Source organism: Streptomyces sp. NPDC001137 (genome assembly GCF_040298885.1).
Lineage (GTDB): Bacteria > Actinomycetota > Actinomycetes > Streptomycetales > Streptomycetaceae > Streptomyces.
This window is the reverse complement of record NZ_JBEPBA010000001.1, coordinates 226,034-238,878: the sequence shown is the minus strand read 5'-3', so window position 1 is coordinate 238,878 and position 12,845 is coordinate 226,034. Positions and strand designations below refer to the sequence as shown.

At 69.6% G+C, this 12,845-nt stretch carries 13 protein-coding genes; 3 read left to right on the top strand and 10 right to left on the bottom strand.

Translation table 11 applies throughout. The features are described from left to right. The first annotated feature begins 150 nt into the window (after positions 1-150). Positions 151-1,707, top strand: coding sequence for an ABC transporter substrate-binding protein (locus tag ABT254_RS01120; protein WP_351462352.1), 1,557 nt, complete (start codon positions 151-153; stop codon positions 1,705-1,707). 95 nt (positions 1,708-1,802) lie between these two features. Continuing rightward, positions 1,803-2,204, top strand: coding sequence for an ATP-binding protein (locus ABT254_RS01115; protein WP_351462351.1), 402 nt, complete (start codon positions 1,803-1,805; stop codon positions 2,202-2,204). Positions 2,205-2,218: 14 nt separating this feature from the next. Here the strand turns inward: ABT254_RS01115 and ABT254_RS01110 are convergent, their stop codons facing one another. Both ABT254_RS01110 and ABT254_RS01105 read right to left on the bottom strand, forming a co-directional pair. Next, entirely contained in the window at positions 2,219-3,667 is a 1,449-nt protein-coding gene (locus ABT254_RS01110) for a sensor histidine kinase (RefSeq protein WP_351462350.1), read from the bottom strand. Further along, positions 3,664-4,353 (bottom strand): response regulator transcription factor, encoded by a 690-nt coding sequence (locus ABT254_RS01105; protein WP_351462349.1) that lies wholly within the window; start codon positions 4,351-4,353, stop codon positions 3,664-3,666. Before ABT254_RS01105 ends, ABT254_RS01110 begins: the two co-directional genes overlap by 4 nt. A gap of 165 nt (positions 4,354-4,518) precedes the next feature. Between ABT254_RS01105 and ABT254_RS01100 the strand changes: the two genes are divergently transcribed. Beyond that, the gene (locus ABT254_RS01100; RefSeq protein ID WP_351462836.1) at positions 4,519-6,921 is read left to right on the top strand and encodes an MMPL family transporter; all 2,403 of its coding nucleotides are present in this window, start codon (positions 4,519-4,521) and stop codon (positions 6,919-6,921) included. A gap of 14 nt (positions 6,922-6,935) precedes the next feature. Here the strand turns inward: ABT254_RS01100 and ABT254_RS01095 are convergent, their stop codons facing one another. The 8 genes from ABT254_RS01095 to sdhC form a co-directional block, all read right to left on the bottom strand. Continuing rightward, a complete protein-coding gene (locus ABT254_RS01095; protein ID WP_351462348.1) occupies positions 6,936-7,670 on the bottom strand; it encodes a TetR/AcrR family transcriptional regulator in 735 nt (244 codons plus the stop codon). A gap of 11 nt (positions 7,671-7,681) precedes the next feature. Further along, the gene (locus ABT254_RS01090) at positions 7,682-8,167 is read right to left on the bottom strand and encodes a thiol-disulfide oxidoreductase DCC family protein (protein WP_351462347.1); all 486 of its coding nucleotides are present in this window, start codon (positions 8,165-8,167) and stop codon (positions 7,682-7,684) included. Continuing rightward, positions 8,164-8,559 carry a hypothetical protein gene (locus tag ABT254_RS01085; protein WP_351462346.1) on the bottom strand — a complete coding sequence of 132 codons (396 nt, stop codon included), beginning with the start codon at positions 8,557-8,559 and terminating at the stop codon, positions 8,164-8,166. Before ABT254_RS01085 ends, ABT254_RS01090 begins: the two co-directional genes overlap by 4 nt. 114 nt (positions 8,560-8,673) lie before the next feature. After that, a complete protein-coding gene (locus ABT254_RS01080; protein ID WP_351462345.1) occupies positions 8,674-9,084 on the bottom strand; it encodes a VOC family protein in 411 nt (136 codons plus the stop codon). 189 nt (positions 9,085-9,273) lie between these two features. Continuing rightward, positions 9,274-10,035: a succinate dehydrogenase iron-sulfur subunit gene (locus ABT254_RS01075; protein WP_351462344.1), complete on the bottom strand. Its 762-nt coding sequence runs from the start codon at positions 10,033-10,035 to the stop codon at positions 9,274-9,276. Continuing rightward, positions 10,035-11,789, bottom strand: coding sequence for a succinate dehydrogenase flavoprotein subunit (sdhA, locus tag ABT254_RS01070; RefSeq protein WP_351462343.1), 1,755 nt, complete (start codon positions 11,787-11,789; stop codon positions 10,035-10,037). The genes ABT254_RS01075 and sdhA overlap by 1 nt, the downstream gene beginning before the upstream one ends. Before the next feature lie 22 nt (positions 11,790-11,811). Next, on the bottom strand, positions 11,812-12,294 hold the full coding sequence (locus ABT254_RS01065) for a succinate dehydrogenase hydrophobic membrane anchor subunit (RefSeq protein WP_351462342.1): 483 nt from the start codon (positions 12,292-12,294) through the stop codon (positions 11,812-11,814). Positions 12,295-12,299: 5 nt separating this feature from the next. Beyond that, the gene (sdhC, locus tag ABT254_RS01060; protein ID WP_351462341.1) at positions 12,300-12,680 is read right to left on the bottom strand and encodes a succinate dehydrogenase, cytochrome b556 subunit; all 381 of its coding nucleotides are present in this window, start codon (positions 12,678-12,680) and stop codon (positions 12,300-12,302) included. Between the last annotated feature and the right edge of the window lie 165 nt (positions 12,681-12,845).

Here is a 12,845-nt window from a genome sequence, read left to right as displayed (position 1 = left end):
CCTGTGAAATCTGGCGGAAACCCCTTGCGGTAACGTCTTTCTCAACTCGACAGAATCCTCTTCCCCCAGGTGAAAAACCTGTGATTAGGTGAGCCGCGCCACTAGGGGAGTGGCATGTGGGGTGGGCCGTCGGCCCGGGAAGGGCAACCGATGCGCTCGGTTCGCATGCGGATTCTCGCGACACTGCTGGTACTGGCGGGCGTGGGGGTCGGCGGCTGGCAGCTGCTGCCGTCACAGGAGAACACCGACAGGACCATCGAGGTCGGCACGACGGACGAGGTCACCTCGCTCGATCCGGCCGGCGCCTACGATGCGGGTTCCTGGGCCTTGTTCAGCAACGTTTTCCAGTCACTGCTGACCTTCGAGCCGGGCGGCGCCTCACCGGTGCCCGACGCGGCCCGCAGCTGCGACTTCGTGGGCAGTCAACTGACCACCTACCGCTGCACCTTGCGCACGGGACTCGCCTTCCCCAGCGGCCGCACGATGACCGCCGAGGACGTCAAGTACTCCTTCGACCGGGTCAAGGCGATCAAGTCCGACGTCGGTCCGTCCTCGCTGCTGAGCACGCTCCGCTCGGTCGACGCGAGCGGCCTGACGGTCACCTTCCATCTGTCCTCGCCCGACGCCACCTTCCCGTTCAAGGTGGCCACCGGGGCGGGCTCGATCGTCGACAGCCACGCGTACCCGAAGAACCACCTGCGCACCGACCCCGGCGCCGACGGCACCGGACCGTACGAGCTGACGGCGTACACCAAGGGAAAGAAGGCGGCCCTCACCCCGAACACGCACTACGAGGGCGCCGTCCAGAAGACGGGCCGGCCCGTCGACCTGCTCTACTACGCCGACTCGGACGCACTCGACAAGGCCTGGAAGGCGAAGAAGGTCGACGTCGCCACCCGCCAGCTGCCGCCCAAGGTCCTGTCCGGGCTCTCGGCGAGCGACCCGAACCAGCGTCTGTCCGAGTCCGACAGCGCCGAGACCCGCAACCTCTACCTCAACACCCGCGCCAACGCGCCCCTGCACGACTCCAGGGTGCGGCAGGCCATGGCGTACCTGATCGACCGCGAGGAGCTGGCCGCCACGGTGTACGAGGGGACCGTCGACCCGCTGTACTCGCTGATCCCGACGGGCATCACCGGCCACACCACCTCGTTCTTCGACGCCTACCCGAAGCAGGACGCCAAGAAGGCGAAGGCCCTGCTCACCCAGGCCGGCGTGACGACGCCGGTCCGCTTCACCTACGGCTATGGCAAGGGCCGCGGCGCCGCCGAGCAGGAGGCCGAGACCATCAAGAAGCAACTGGAGTCGAGCGGCCTGTTCAAGGTGACCCTGAAGGGCTACGAGTGGTCCGACTTCCAGAAGCGCTGGGCCACCGGCAAGCTGGACGCGTACGCCGTCGGCTGGGTGGCCGACTACCCGGACCCGGACACCTTCGGCGCCCCCCTCGTCGGCACCAAGGGCACCATGAACACCGGCTACAGCAACAGGGCCGTCGACCAGCTGATCCAGGCCAGCCAGCGGTACGCCGACCGCGGCGACGCCGCCTCCGACTTCGTCACGCTGCAGCAGGACGTCGCCCACGACGTGCCGGTCATCCCGCTGTGGCAGGGCAAGGAGTACGTCCTCAGCACCGAGGACGTCGGCGGCAGCCAGTATCTCGACGACGGCACCGGTGTGTTCCGGCTGTGGAGCCTGGGCTGGATCTGACGCTTCTCGCGGCGTTGACATTCGCCCCGGTGACGTCGGACGCTCACCTGACGCGGGACCATGTGGCGGAGGTGTGCGCGCGGTGAGGGGCAAACGTGTTGAGACGCAACTCCTTCCGGCTGCCCCGGCATCCGGCATCCGTCGGTCTGGCCCGGCGCCGGGTACGGGACCATCTGGCCGACTGGGGGCACGCGCCGGACGATGCGGCACTGGCGGACGCGGTGCTGCTGGTGTCCGAGCTGGCGACCAACGTCGTACGCCACGGACCGCTCCTCGAGCGGGAGTTCGAGGTGGCGGTGACCGCGCTCGCCGACGGCTCCTGTCTCATAGAGGTCTCGGACGAGGGCCGGCTGGAGCCCCGATTACGGCTGGTCGGCGAGTGGGAGGAGAGCGGCCGGGGCCTGCGTCTGGTGGAGACCGTCGCGGCGGCCTGGGGCGTGTGGAGCAGAGGGCAGCACGGCAAGACCGTGTGGGCGCTCGTCGCGGTCAACCCCTGAGCAGCGCCCGGTAGTCATGGCCGTACGGCCGTCCGGGACGGCAGTGTGACCGTCACGGCCAGGCCCTCGCCCGGCGCCGTCTCCACCGCCACCTCACCGCCGTGAGCCTCCACCACCCCCTGCACGATCGCCAGGCCCAGCCCGCTGCCCGCGCCGCCGCCGGCCCGGAAGAAGCGGTCGAAGACCCGCGCCGCGTCCTGTGCGCACAGCCCCGGACCCTCGTCCGCGACACACAGCCGCACCACCCCGTCCTCCCGCTCCACACCCAGCCGCACCGCCACGTCCGCGGGCGTGTGCGTGCGTACGTTGCCCACCAGGTTGCCCAGCACCTGTCTCAGCCCCGACTCGTCGGCGTGCACCAGTACGGCGCCGTCGGCCGCGACCTTGATCGGCCGCTCCGGCTGCTGCACCCGCAGGTCCTCGGCCGCGTCCCGCACCAGACGGCTCACGTCGACGTTCCTGAAGCGCAGCTCGGGCTGCTGGTCGAGGCGGGCCAGGGTGAGCAGTTCGTCGACGAGCCGCCCCATGCGGTCAGTCTCCGCCAGCACCCGCTCCCAGGCCCGCTTGCGCTCGTCCGGGTCGCTGAGCATGCCCTTGTCGTACAGCTGGAGATAGCCGCGTATCGCGGACAGCGGCGTACGCAGCTCGTGCGAGGCGTCGGCGACGAAGCGGCGCAGCTGGGCCGCGCTGTCCTCGCGCGTGCGGTACGCCGACTCCACCTGGTGCAGCATGGAGTTGAGGGCGAGCCGCAGCTGTTCGACCTCCTGCGTCGGATGGTGGCTGGAGGGCACGCGCCGGGTCAGGTCGCCCTCGGCTATCGCCGTCGACGTCTCCACCATGTCCTCCAGCGGCCGCATCCGGCGGCTGACGCTCATCATCGTGAGACAGGCCAGCAGCGCCAGCAGCAGCGAGCCGATGGCGAGGTCCAGCTTGAGGGCCTTGAGCATGCCGTGGTGGAGGGCGTCGGTGGAGGTGGCGAACAGGATGTACGTGCCGTCGGCGAGGCGGGTCGCGGTGGCGCGGTAGCGGGCGCCGTGCACCCTGATGTCGCGCGGGTCGGCGGCCGTGGCGAGGGCACGGGGATCGTCCACCGCACGCGCGAGGGCGCGCTGGGTGTCCGTCGGCGCGAAACGGGCCAGGGAGACCGGCGTCCCGTGCGCGTCCACGGCGGTGAGGATCGAGTCCGGCCGGGCCTGTTCGTCGTGCTGCGGCATGAACCGGTCGCGGACGATCGCCAGCGCGCCCAGCGCGTCGATCTGGTCCATCGTGAGCGAACCGCCCAGTGACTGCCGGGTCTTGTTCAGTTCGGCGTCGACCTGGTTCAGCAGGTAGTACCGCATACCCATCAGGCTGACCGCGGTCGCCGCGACGATGCCGAGGGCCAGCAGCGCGACGTTCGCCAGCGTCAGCTTGGCGCGCAGCGAGTGGATGCCGCGCTCGCAGTGCGGCCAGCGGATCCTCATGCCAGCCCGTATCCCACACCGCGCCGCGTGGTGATAACCGGAGGGCCGAGCGCGTCCAGTTTGCGGCGCAGATAGCTGATGTAGGTCTCCACGACGGTCGACTCGGGCGGTGTGTGCTCGTACTGCCAGACATGGCGCAGGAGTTGCTCCTTGGGCACGATCCGGCCGCCGTTGCGCACCAGGAAGCGCAGCAGGGCGTACTCGGTGGGGGTGAGCTCGACGGAGCGGCCCGCGCGGTGGACGCTGTACGTCGTCTCGTCCAGCTCCAGGTCGCCGTAGCGCAGCGGGGGCCGCTGCGGCAGGACGTCGGCCGTGCGGGTGCGGCGCAGCACCGCGGTGATGCGGGCGACGACCTCGTCGATGTTGAACGGCTTGGTGATGTAGTCGTCGCCGAAGCCGAGGGCGCCGACGATCTCGGCGGGCGAGTCCCGCGCGGTGAGGAAGACCAGCGCCAGGTCGGGCCGCCTGGCGCGCAGTTCGCGCCCGAGCGCCCGGCCGTCCCCGTCCGGGAGCATGACGTCGAGCAGTGCCGCGTCGGGCCGGGTGCGCTCGGCGAGCGCGAGGGCCTCGCGGACGGTGCCCGCGATCATCACCTCGAACCGGTGGTAGCGCAGGGCGATGGCGAGGACGTCCGCGATGCTCGGCTCGTCCTCCACCACCAGCACGGTGCCTGGAGCCGTCGTCATGACCCCAGTATCGGGCGGGCCACTGACAGCGGGGCCGGATCCCTCTTTGGAGTTCCTTGAGAGTCGGGCCATCTCGTGTCCACGCGCGCGCGGCGCCGCCAATCCTGTTGCGCAGGACCTGGGGGACCAACCGACGACCGTAGAGGAGCGTTGATCGTGGCGGCATTGGCACGGTGGTGCTATCGGCACCGGCTGGTGGTCCTGTTGCTGTGGGTGGGGGCGTTGCTGGGCCTGGGCTTCTCGGCCTCGGCGGCGGGCACGAACTACGCGAACGTCTTCTCCCTCCCGGACACGGACTCCAAGAGCGCGTACGACCTGATGGAGAAGGCCTTCCCGAACACCTCGGGCGACACCGACACGGTGGTGTGGAAGGTCGACCGGGGCTCGGTGCGGGACCAGGCGGTCCGCTCCCGGATCGCCCCCGCCCTCGACAGGATCGCGAAGATGCCGGGCGTCGGCGCGGTCACCAGCCCGTACGCCGGCAAGCAGGGCGCCGCGCAGATCAGCGGCGACGGCAGGATCGCGTACGCCCAGCTGACCTTCGCCAAGCGCGCGAACGAGGTGCCCAAGGACCTCGTTCAGAACGTCATGGACACCGCGCAGGACGCCCGGAAGAGCGGCCTGCACGTCGAGTTGGGCGGCCAGGCCATCCAGCGCGTCCAGGAGCCGCCGCAGGGCCTGTCGGAGATGGTCGGCATCGTCGCCGCGGCCGTCGTGCTGTTCCTGGCCTTCGGCTCGTTCTTCGCGATGATGCTGCCGATCGCCATCGCGGTCTTCGGCGTCGGCATGGGCCTGTTCTCCACCCAGCTGCTCAGCCACACCACCGACATCCCCGACATCGCCCCGCTGCTCGCCTCCCTGATAGGCCTCGGGGTCGGCATCGACTACGCGCTGTTCATCGTGACCCGGCACCGGCGCGGCATCCTGCGCGGCCTGGACCCCGAGGAGTCGGCGGTCACCGCCCTCAACACCTCGGGCCGGGCGGTGCTGTTCGCGGGCGGCACGGTCTGCATCGCGCTCGCCGGCATGCTCGTGACACGACTGCGCTTCCTGGACGGCGTGGTCATCGGCACGTCCCTGACGGTCGTGCTCAGCGTCATGGCCGCCACCACCCTGCTCCCGGCCCTGCTCGGCTTCCTGGGCCCGCGGGTGCTCAGCCGCCGCCAGCGCCGCAAGCTGGCCGCCGAGGGTCCCGAGCCGGAGCGGGCGAGCGGCCTCGCGGCCCGCTGGTCGACCAACGTCGAGAAGCGGCCCCGCAGGATCGCCGCGCTCGCACTGGTCGTCATGGCGGTCCTCGCCATCCCCGTCCTGTCACTCCGTCTCGGCGCCACCGACCAGGGCAACGACGACGCGAAGACGACGACCAGGAAGGCGTACGACCTGCTGGCCGAGGGCTTCGGCCCCGGCTTCAACGGGCCGCTCCAGGTGGTCAGCGAGAGCGGCGACACCGCCACCCTGGTCAAGGGCCTCGAAAGCACCCCAGGAGTGGCCCGCGTGGCCGCCCTGCCACCCGCGCAGGGCGTGACGGTCATCCAGGTCGTACCGAAGACGTCACCGCAGTCCAAGGAGACGGATCACCTGATCGACACCCTGCGGGACGAGGTGATCCCGAAGGCCGGGGCGAACGCCCACGTCGGTGGTGTGACCGCGGTGTCCAAGGACTTCGCGTCCGTCACCGGCGACCGGCTGCCGCTGTTCATCGCGACGATCATCGGCCTCGGCTTCCTGCTCCTGCTGATCGCCTTCCGCTCCCTGGTGGTGCCGCTGACGGCCGCCCTGATGAACCTGATCGCCGCGGCCGCCTCCTTCGGCGTCCTCGTCGCGGTCTTCCAGTGGGGCTGGGGCCTCGACCTGCTGGGCCTCGGCAAGGAGGGCCCGATCAACGCCTTCCTGCCCGTCATCATGCTGTCCCTGCTCTTCGGTCTCTCGATGGACTACCAGGTCTTCCTGGTGAGCCGGATGCACGAGGAGTGGGTGCACACGCGCGACAACGCCCGCGCGGTCAGGGTCGGTCTGGCGGAGACCAGCCGGGTCATCAACTCCGCGGCCCTGATCATGGTCTGCGTGTTCCTGGCCTTCGTCCTGAGCGGCGACTCGGGAGCGGCGATGGCGGGCGTCGGCCTGGCCGCCGCGGTCGCCCTCGACGCGTTCGTCCTGCGCACGGCACTGGTGCCGGCCGCGATGCATCTGCTGGGCGACGCCAACTGGTGGCTGCCGGCCTGGCTGGAGAAGCGGCTTCCGCACCTGGCGGTGGAGCCGGGGGAGGAGGCCGAGCCCGAGCCCGGGGAAGGCCCCGCCTCCGTGGTCCACGGCTTCATCCGCACCGCCGACGGCGAACCGGTGGACGGCGCCTCGGTGACGCTGCTGTCGCAGGGCGGACGCCGACTGGACCGGGTGACGTCACTGGCGGACGGCTCGTACATCGTGTCGGTGCCCGCACCGGGGACGTATCTGCTGGCGACGAGCGCGACGTCCTACGGCTCACGGGCGGCACAGGTCGAGGTGACGGACGGGCCGCTGGTGTACGACGTGGAGCTGGCGGAGGGGGAGGTGGACGCGGTGAACTGACCGCGTCCCGCGCCTCAGGACGACTTGCCGGGGGTCGGCAGCACCTTCGTCATCCCCGGCAGGAAGTCCGTGAACAGCTCGTGCACCTCCCGCACCAGCGGCCGCAGCACCCGGAACCGGGCCAGCGACACCCCGCGGGCGGTCAGCCGCGCGCCCCGCTCGGCCAGCCGGTAGCTGCGCTCCCGCCCCTCGGTCCTGTCGAAGATCCAGTACAGGACGAGACCCATCTGGGAGAGCCACATCAGCTCGGGCAGGACGTCCTTCAGTTCCTCCGGGACCTTGGTCTTCGTCGCGCCCGCCAGCACCTCCCGGTGGACCGAAATGGCCTCCACGCGCGCGTGCTCCGACTCCTCGGAGAACGGGCTGAGCGGGCTGTCCGGGTCGGCGGCGTTCTTGAAGAACTGCACCGCGAACTCGTGGTACGGCGTGGCGATGTCCAGCCACACCTTCAGGACGCCCGCGAGCCGCGCCTCCAGATCGGTCTCCCGGTCCAGGACCTCCCGGATCGCCACCCGGTGCTCGGCGGCGAGCCGGTCGTAGAAGCCCTGGATCAGATGCTCCTTGCCGGCGAAGTAGTAATACGCGTTGCCGACGGAGACCCCGGCCTCCTGGGCGATGGCCCGCATCGTCGTCTTCTCGTAGCCGCGCTCCTGGAACAGCCGCATGGCGGTCTCCAGGATCAGCGCGCGGGTCTGCTCGGACTTGCTGGGGTTGCCGCCCTCGTCGGGGCCGTCGTTCTTCGCAGGCACGGAAACAGAGCCTACGGGGTGACACAGGAGCCGCCGTCGCAGCCCGGTGCGCTGTACGTCCAGCCCTGGCTCGGGTGGTATTCCCACCCGTCGGCCCGGCGGTACCCCCGTCCGCCCCACATCGAGCCCCGCCACTTCGCGGCCGTGAGGACCGCGCCCCGGGCGAGCCTCGCTCCCGACGGGGTGCTGAGCCGGTGGGCGAGCGGCCGGTGCTCGCGCAGCGCCCACAGGGTGACGATCCAGGCGGCGGCGGACCGGTAGACCTGACCGGCGTCGCCGATGACGGTGATCTCGTCGAGGGTGGCGCCGTGGTCGAGGCCCGGGAAGCGCCGCCGGGCCGCTTCCGAGGCCGCGGGCAGCAGCTCCAGAGGCACGAGCTGCGGCTGCCGTACGAGCCAGTCGCGCAGGAAGGCGCAGAGCGCGCACTCGGCGTCGTACAGGACGGTGAGCCGGCGGACCGGGACCCGGTCCGCCTTCGTGGCGCTCACGTCGCTCACGCCCCGACCCAGTCCTGCGGCGCGACCGGCGGCACCTGCTCCCGCTCCAGCATCCCGCGCCGCCGGATCTTGTTGAGGACGTACACATTGCCCAGGTGCATCACACCGAGCACCAGCAGCACCACGCCCAGCTTGGTCGACAGGGCCTCGAAGATCCCCCGGGTGTCCTCGATGGTCTCGTCGCCGCTCAGATACAGCGCGACGAAGCCGAGGTTGACGAGGTAGAAGCCGACCACCAGGAGGTGGTTGACGGCCTCGGCGAGCTTCTCGTTGCCCCTCAGCACGTCGGCGAGGAAGATCCGCCCGTTGCGGCTGAGCGTGCGGGCCACCCAGATGGTCAGCGCGATGCTGACCAGCAGGTAGATGACGTAGGCGATGACCGTGCGGTCCATGCCCCCACCCTTCTTGAACGCGTTCAAAACGCTGACAGGGATGACTGTAGACCTGTTTTTGAACACGTTCAAGCCGGAAGCGGCATCTGGAGGACGCGGGATCGCGGGCGGGCCTCAGGGGCGGCGGCCGAGCTCCGGGCGCTTGCTGTAGTCGGTGAACCCGATGACGTTCCCCCACGGGTCGGCGATCTCCGCGGTCCAGCCGGTGGCGACGGAGAAGGGGTCGTCGAGGAGCGGGATGCCCGCGGCGGCGAGGACATCGGCCGCCTTCCGGGCGTCGGCCACCTCGATCCACACGCGGGGCGAGGGCCACGGCGGCGACCGGTGCCCCAGTTCCTCCTCCTGGCGCAGCAGGATCCCCGGTGTCTCGACCCCGACCTTCAGCAGGGCGATGCCGGCCTCGTCGAACCGGAAGCCCACCGTGAACCCGGCGCGCCGGTAGAAGTCGACCGCCACGGCGAGGTCGCCGACGGGCAGCAGCACGTTGTCGAATCCGAGCAGTTCGTACGACTGGTCATCTGACATACCGTCAGAATAGGAGCGGTGCGGCGCACCCGCGGGGACCGGCCGTGCGGGGTCACTCATTGGGGCGAGCGCCGCCGTCCCCGGGCACGCGCACGGCCCCACGAGCAAGGGCCCCGCCCCCGGAACGGATTCCGGGAGCGGGGCCCTCAGCGGCGTACGGAAGACGTACGACAGACCTGTGGAAGGAGGTCAGAAGCGGCGCGTGATCAGTGCCCGCTTCACTTCCTGGATCGCCTTCGTGACCTCGATACCGCGCGGGCAGGCGTCCGTGCAGTTGAAGGTCGTACGGCAGCGCCACACGCCGTCACGGTCGTTGAGGATCTCCAGGCGCTGCTCGCCGGCCTCGTCGCGCGAGTCGAAGATGAAACGGTGCGCGTTGACGATGGCGGCCGGACCGAAGTACTGGCCGTCGTTCCAGAAGACCGGGCAGGACGAGGTGCACGCGGCGCACAGGATGCACTTCGTGGTGTCGTCGAAGCGCTCGCGGTCCTCGGCGGTCTGGAGACGCTCACGCGTGGGCTCGTTCGTGTCCTTCGTGATGAGGAAGGGCATGACGTCCCGGTACGCCTGGAAGAACGGCTCCATGTCGACCACGAGGTCCTTCAGGACCGTCAGGCCCTTGATGGGCTCGACCGTGATCGGCTTCTCGGGGTTGATGTCCTTGATGAGGGTCTTGCAGGCAAGACGGTTCTTGCCGTTGATCCTCATCGCGTCCGAGCCGCAGATGCCGTGGGCGCAGGAGCGGCGGAAGGTCAGCGTGCCGTCGACGTCCCACTTGATCTTGTGGAGGCCGTCGAGGACGCGCTCCTTGGGGTCGATCTCCAGCTGGAAGTCTTCCCAGGTCGCCTCGGCCGAGACCTCCGGGTTGAACCGGCGGACGCGGAAGGTGACGGTGATGTAGGGGGACGCGGCGGACTCCGCCTCCACCTTGTCCAGAACGGGGGTTGCCATCAGTACTTACGCTCCATCGGCTGGTAGCGGGTCTGGACGACCGGCTTGTAGTCGAGACGGATGGACTCGGTGCCGTCGTCGCCCACCTCGCGGTACGCCATGGTGTGGCGCATGAAGTTGACGTCGTCGCGGTTCGGGTAGTCCTCGCGGTAGTGACCGCCGCGGGACTCCTTGCGGGCCAGCGCCGACACCGCCATGACCTCGGCCAGGTCGAGCAGGTTGCCCAGCTCGACGGCCTCGAGCAGGTCGGTGTTGAACCGCTTGCCCTTGTCCTGGATCGCGACGTTCTTGTAGCGCTCGCGCAGCTCGGCGATCTTCTCGACCGCGGTCTTGATCGTCTGCTCGGTGCGGAACACCATGACGTTCGCGTCCATGGTCTCCTGCAGCTCACGGCGCAGGACGGACACACGCTCGGTGCCGGTGGACGTACGCAGCCGCTCGATCTGCGAGACGACCAGCTCCGCCGGGTTCTCCGGGAGCTCGACGAAGTCCGCCTTCTGGCTGTACTCCGCCGCCGCGATGCCGGCCCGGCGGCCGAACACGTTGATGTCGAGCAGCGAGTTGGTGCCGAGGCGGTTGGCGCCGTGCACCGACACGCAGGCGACCTCGCCGGCCGCGTACAGGCCCGGGACGACCGTCGTGTTGTCGCTGAGGACCTCACCCTCGACGTTCGTCGGGATGCCGCCCATCGCGTAGTGCGCGGTGGGCTGGATCGGGATCGGGTCCGTGTACGGCTCGATACCGAGGTAGGTGCGTGCGAACTCCGTGATGTCGGGCAGCTTGGCGTCCAGCTGCTCCGGCGGGAGGTGCGTCAGGTCCAGGTACACGTGGTCGCCCTCGGGACCGCAGCCGCGGCCCTCGCGGATCTCCGTGTAGATGGAGCGGGAGACGACGTCACGCGAGGCGAGGTCCTTCATGACCGGCGCGTACTTCTCCATGAAGCGCTCGCCGTCCTTGTTGCGCAGGATGCCGCCCTCACCTCGGGCGCCCTCCGTCAGCAGGATGCCCATGCGCCAGATGCCGGTCGGGTGGAACTGGAAGAACTCCATGTCCTCCAGCGGCAGACCCCGGCGGTAGACCGCAGCCTGGCCGTCACCGGTCAGCGTGTGCGCGTTCGACGTCACCTTGAAGAACTTGCCGCAGCCGCCGGACGCGTAGATCACGGCCTTCGCCTGGAAGACGTGGATCTCGCCGGTCGCCAGCTCGTACGCGACGACACCGGCCGACTTCTTGACGCCGTCGACCTCGGTGATCAGCTGGTCGAGGACGTAGAACTCGTTGAAGAACTCCACGCCCTCCTTCACGCAGTTCTGGTACAGCGTCTGGAGGATCATGTGGCCGGTGCGGTCGGCCGCGTAGCAGGACCGGCGGACCGGGGCCTCGCCGTGGTTGCGGCTGTGACCGCCGAAGCGGCGCTGGTCGATCGTGCCGTTCGGGGTGCGGTTGAACGGCAGGCCCATCTTCTCCAGGTCGAGGACCGAGTCGATGGCCTCCTTCGCCAGGATCTCGGCGGCGTCCTGGTCGACCAGGTAGTCACCGCCCTTGACCGTGTCGAAGGTGTGCCACTCCCAGTTGTCCTCCTCCACGTTGGCCAGCGCGGCGGCCATGCCGCCCTGCGCGGCGCCCGTGTGGGAGCGGGTGGGGTAGAGCTTGGTCAGCACGGCGGTGCGGCTGCGCTTCGTGGACTCGATGGCCGCGCGCATGCCCGCGCCACCGGCGCCGACGATGACGGTGTCGTACTTGTGGATCTTCATGGTGGTTGCCTCAGCCCCGTGCCTAGCGGATGTTCGGGTCGAAGGTGAAGATCACCAGCGTGCCCAGCAGGATGGTGAACACCGTGGCGGTGTAGAGCAGGCCCTTGAGCCACAGCCGGGTGTTCGCGCGCTCCGCGTAGTCGTTGATGATCGTGCGCAGGCCGTTGGCGCCGTGCAGCATCGCGAGCCACAGCATCAGCAGGTCCCAGACCTGCCAGAACGGGCTCGCCCAGCGGCCCGCCACGAAGGCGAAGCCGATCTTCGACACGCCGCCGTCCAGCACGAGCTGGATCAGCAGGTGGCCGAGGACCAGGACGACCAGCACGATGCCGGACAGGCGCATGAAGAGCCAGGCGGCCATCTCGAAGTTGCCCCGGGTCGACTTCGGGGTCTTCTTGGTGCGCTTGCGCGGGGCCTCGATGAGGGGCGCCGGGTTGTCCACGTTGTAGAGCGAGCCGCCCTCGACGGGGCCGATCCCGGACGCGGTGGTTTCAGTGGTGGCCATCGGTGTCAGCTCCCGAACAGTTCACGAGCGGCGTGCCCGAGGACGGGGTAGATCGCCCCGAGCATCAGCACGACCCACAGGCCTACGACGGACCAGAGCATCTGCTTCTGGTAGCGCGGGCCCTTCGACCAGAAGTCGACGGCGATGACGCGCAGGCCGTTCAGCGCGTGGAAGAGGATGGCGGCGACGAGGCCGTACTCCAGGCACGCGACGAGCGGGGTCTTGTACGTGGCTACGACCTTGTCGTAGTCCTCGGGTGAGACACGGACGAGAGCGGTGTCCAGCACGTGAACGAACAGGAAGAAGAAGATGAGGACGCCGGTGACTCGGTGAGCCACCCAGGACCACATTCCTTCCCGGCCGCGGTACAGCGTTCCAGCCGGCACGGAAGTCCCTCCGGGAGCGGGGATTGGGGCCGCGCCGGCTTTGCCTGTCGGTCGGGCCCGGCCGGGTACGGTCCACCGGCCCCCAGCATCGTAGCCAGCCGCCGGCTTGACGCTTACAGGGGGCCTACCGGTGTGATCAATGTGGCACGCGTATGGGTTAGCGAT